The organism is Yoonia sp., assembly GCF_046498525.1.
Taxonomy (GTDB): Bacteria; Pseudomonadota; Alphaproteobacteria; order Rhodobacterales; family Rhodobacteraceae; genus Yoonia.
The window spans coordinates 1-4,067 of the sequence record NZ_JAWOAN010000112.1; the positions used below are offsets into that span (position 1 = coordinate 1).

Annotated in this window: 4 protein-coding genes; 3 read left to right on the plus strand and 1 reads right to left on the minus strand. The window is 58.9% G+C overall.

The window, feature by feature from the left end:
* From ligA to R6T97_RS07950, 3 genes are all read left to right on the plus strand, one after another.
* The coding region (gene ligA / locus R6T97_RS07940; protein WP_410348750.1) for an NAD-dependent DNA ligase LigA at positions 1-1,092 on the plus strand (1,092 nt) is incomplete at its 5' end.
* Positions 1,089-3,179 carry an ATP-dependent DNA helicase RecG gene (gene recG, locus R6T97_RS07945; protein ID WP_410348751.1) on the plus strand — a complete coding sequence of 697 codons (2,091 nt, stop codon included), beginning with the start codon at positions 1,089-1,091 and terminating at the stop codon, positions 3,177-3,179. The genes ligA and recG, both read left to right, overlap by 4 nt.
* 104 nt (positions 3,180-3,283) lie before the next feature.
* Positions 3,284-3,406: a hypothetical protein gene (locus R6T97_RS07950; protein ID WP_373409443.1), complete on the plus strand. Its 123-nt coding sequence runs from the start codon at positions 3,284-3,286 to the stop codon at positions 3,404-3,406.
* Between the two features lie 177 nt (positions 3,407-3,583).
* On the opposite strand, the gene R6T97_RS07955 is transcribed toward R6T97_RS07950, so the two are convergent.
* On the minus strand, positions 3,584-4,030 hold the full coding sequence (locus tag R6T97_RS07955) for an iron-sulfur cluster assembly scaffold protein (RefSeq protein WP_410348752.1): 447 nt from the start codon (positions 4,028-4,030) through the stop codon (positions 3,584-3,586).
* Positions 4,031-4,067: the final 37 nt, after the last annotated feature.

The window sequence follows — 4,067 nt, forward strand, 5'->3', positions numbered from 1 at the left end:
CGCACAGGGGCCTTGTCGCCGGTGGCGCGTTTGCAGCCTGTGACCGTCGGGGGCGTCGTTGTGTCAAATGCAACGCTGCACAATGAAGATTACATCGCCGGGTGCGATAGCACCGGTGCCCCGATCCGCGATGGCCGCGATATACGTGTGGGAGACTGGGTGCAGGTCTATCGCGCGGGCGATGTGATCCCGAAAATCAGCGACGTGGATCTGGCACGGCGATCCAAGGTTGCGGTGCCTTATGAAATGCCGACGCACTGCCCAGAGTGCGGCTCTGATGCGATCCGCGAAGAAGGCGACGCGGTACGCCGCTGCACCGGTGGTATCATTTGTCCCGCGCAGGCTGTTGAAAAGCTCAAGCACTTTGTGTCTCGGGCGGCCTTTGACATTGAAGGTCTGGGCGCAAAACAGGTCGAACAGTTCTATGCCGACGGCTGGATCACGACACCCGCCGATATCTTCACGCTGCGTGACCGGTTTGGCGAAGGGCTTCAGCAACTCAAGAACAGGGAAGGCTGGGGTGAAAAGAGTGCTGTGAACCTCTTTGACGCGATCGACGAGAAGCGCGAGATTTCGCTCGCCAGATTGATCTTTTCGCTCGGCATCCGGCATGTAGGCGAAAACAGCGCAGCACTTCTGGCCAATCACTATACGTCTTGGGACGCGTTCGAAAAGGCGATGACCACCGCCGAGATCGGGAGCGGAGCCGCATGGGACGACTTGACCGGCATTGATGGTGTCGGCGCGGTGATGGCCACATCTGTGGTGACAACCATGCAACAAGAGGCCGAGCGTGCTTCGATAGACCGGCTGGTACGGCAGTTGCATGTGCTAGACGCACAAGCCCCTGCCACTGACAGCCCCCTTGCAGGCAAGACGGTTGTCTTTACCGGCACGTTGGAACGCATGACCCGCGCCGAGGCCAAGGCGCGGGCAGAACGGCTTGGCGTCAAGGTTTCAGGCTCGGTCAGTGCAAAGACAGATATCCTCGTTGCCGGCCCCGGAGCAGGATCAAAGGCCAAGAAGGCCGCTGACCTGGGTATTGAAACGATGGACGAAGACGCCTGGCTGGCCCTGATCGGCGACGCATGAGCGGGCGCCCAGAGATCCTTTTCCCGCTTTTCGGCGCACTGACGAAGCTGGAAGGCATCGGACCCAAATCTGCACAAATTCTCGAAGGTGCCGGGGTCGTCAAACCGCTGGATGTGTTGATGACACTGCCGCTTTCCGGCGTTGACAGACATCGGCGCGCAAGTATCCGGGAGGTCGTCGCGCCAGCGGTGGCAACTGTTGAAGTGACGGTTGGCGATCACCATCCGCCACGGACCCGCGGGCGGCCCTACCGTGTGCATGTCGAGGATGCAGAAACATCCTTTCAACTGGTGTTCTTTCATGCGCGTGGCGACTACCTTCAAAAGCTCCTGCCGACGGGCCAAAAGCGGGTCGTGTCGGGGAAGGTCGAAATTTTCGACGGTATTGCACAGATTGTGCATCCTGATCATGTGCTGCCTGTGGCCGAGGCCGATGATATTCCCGCGTTCGAGCCGGTTTATCCGCTTCATGCCGGTATAACGCAAAAGGCAATGTGGAAGGCGACGCGCTCTGCATTGGGCTTGATACCCGACCTGCCCGAATGGATTGATCCGGCGCTGAAGGCACGCGAACAGTGGCCTGACTGGACCGTGGCCATGGGCCGCGTTCATAGCCCGCAGGCCACGTCCGATCTGTCACCACACGCACCGGCACGCGAACGGCTCGCTTATGACGAACTTCTGGCCCATCAATTGACGCTGGCCCTTGCGCGGGCGGCAGTGCGCAAGGCCAAAGGCGTGGCATCACATGCCACCGGTGCGTTGTCTGGGAAGGTGCTGGCATCATTGCCTTACAAGCCGACGGGCGCGCAGCAACGCGCATTTACCGAGATCGCGGCAGATCTTGCCACGCCTTTGCGGATGAACCGCTTGCTGCAGGGGGATGTCGGGTCCGGCAAGACATTGGTGGCGCTGATGGCCTTGCTGGATGTGGTTGAGGCAGGCGGGCAGGGCGTGATGATGGCCCCGACCGAAATTCTGGCCCGCCAGCATTTGGAGGGCCTGCGTCCGTTGGCCGAAAGCGCCGGTGTCGTTCTGGATATCCTGACAGGCCGCGACAAGGGTGCGGGACGCGCGGCGAAACTCAATGCGCTGGCAGAGGGAAAGATCAACATCCTTGTGGGAACGCATGCTGTTTTCCAAAAAGACATTATTTTCCGGGACTTGCGGCTTGCTGTTATCGACGAACAACACCGGTTCGGCGTGTCACAAAGGATGGAACTGGGCGCAAAGGGCTATGCGGTCGATGTGCTCGTGATGACAGCGACCCCGATACCACGCTCGCTTGCTTTGGCACAGTACGGCGACATGGATGTGTCGGTTCTTGATGAAAAACCACCCGGTCGGACACCAGTACAAACGGCTCTGGTATCATCCGCACGGCTGGACGAGGTGGTCGCAAAGCTGCGCCATGCCGTGGCCGAGGGCAGGCAGGCCTATTGGGTTTGTCCCTTGGTCGAGGAAAGCGAAACTGTCGATATGACAGCGGCGGAAGAACGGTTCAAACGGCTGCGTGCCGCTTTGGGCGAAGGTGTCGTGGGGCTGGTCCATGGCCAGATGCCACCTGCCGAAAAAGATGCGGCCATGGCAAAGTTCGTCGCCGGACAGACCAAGGTTCTGGTGGCCACCACCGTGATTGAGGTGGGCGTGAACGTGCCAAATGCCTCGATCATGATGATTGAACATGCGGACCGGTTCGGACTAGCCCAATTGCACCAGCTACGGGGCAGGGTGGGGCGCGGGTCTACGGCCTCTTCGTGTTTGCTGATCTATCAGCCACCACTTAGTGAAAGCGGACGTCGGCGGCTCGAGATACTCCGCGAAACAGAAGACGGCTTTCGCATTTCAGAGGAAGATCTGGCGATGCGCGGTGCAGGCGATGTGATCGGCACGGCACAATCTGGCATCCCGCGCTTTCGCATCGCCGATCTTGAACGCCAGGCGGGGCAGATGGCTGTGGCCCAATCAGATGCCCGCGCCCTGTTGAACGACGATCCGAAACTGGAAACACCACGCGGCAAGGCCGCGAGAACCCTGCTTTGGTTGATGGAGCAGGACAAAGCGATCCGTTTGATATCAGTAGGTTAGTGCGTTAGCGCGCAAAATGTTCTCACATGTTCTACAAAAGTTCTTTACATAGCGTTAATGATATGAGAACAAAGTGGCAACAGAACATTAAGGGAACATAAGCCATGGCAGAAGAGATTAAATCCGTAATCGCACGTTCACGCGACACGATTGTCGCCGATGCTTTGGGTGTGGCTGCCTTGATGGTCATGCTTGTCGTCGGATTGGCCTTGCCCGGGCTGATCTGACCTGCCGAACGGTTCTGGTCCGGTCCATCACATTGCCCTGTCCCAAGAATGCAATGAATGATGACCTGCCTGTCTTACGTCCCAAGCGGGGGTTTTGCCTCTCCCCAAGGAACATTGGATCGGGCCGGACCGTTCTAGACCTGCCGCCGCCATCTGCCCGGATGTGCGGCGGTTTTTTTATGCGCTGGCGTGTTGGGCCTGCAAGGCCTCCAAAGTGGCATCAAACGCCAGCATGATCGATGCATGGCGGTTTTTGTAATCCTTGGCCGGTTTTAGCACTTCCAGATCACTGAATGGTGGCGCAGGTACGGGTCCATCGGATTTCAGCATGGCAAATAGCGCGTCCCGCCCTGCCTGCACCTGATCCGGGGTCAGCCCGACAATATTTGCCCCGACAACAGCCGCCGCCGCCTGACCCAGTGCGCAGGCTTTTACATCCTGCCCGTAGTCGGTAATCACACCGTCCTTCACGTCAACATCAACAGTCACGGTAGACCCGCAAAGGGGCGCGCGTTTCTTGGCCGTCGCCGTCGGGTATTGCAAACGAGCCGTGCGCGGCATATCGGCAGCAAGCGCCAGAATGCGCCCCGAGTAGAGTTTGATCAGATCGTTTTCCGCTGACATCGCGTTGCCCTTTTGATTACCTCTGACTAGATAGTGC

Excerpts from the sequence above, each read along its gene's own strand:
- recG (WP_410348751.1), top strand. The coding sequence starts at position 1,089 with ATGAGCGGGCGCCCAGAGATCCTTTTCCCGCTTTTCGGCGCACTGACG.
- R6T97_RS07950 (WP_373409443.1), top strand. The coding sequence starts at position 3,284 with ATGGCAGAAGAGATTAAATCCGTAATCGCACGTTCACGCGACACGATT.
- R6T97_RS07955 (WP_410348752.1), bottom strand. The coding sequence starts at position 4,030 with ATGTCAGCGGAAAACGATCTGATCAAACTCTACTCGGGGCGCATTCTG.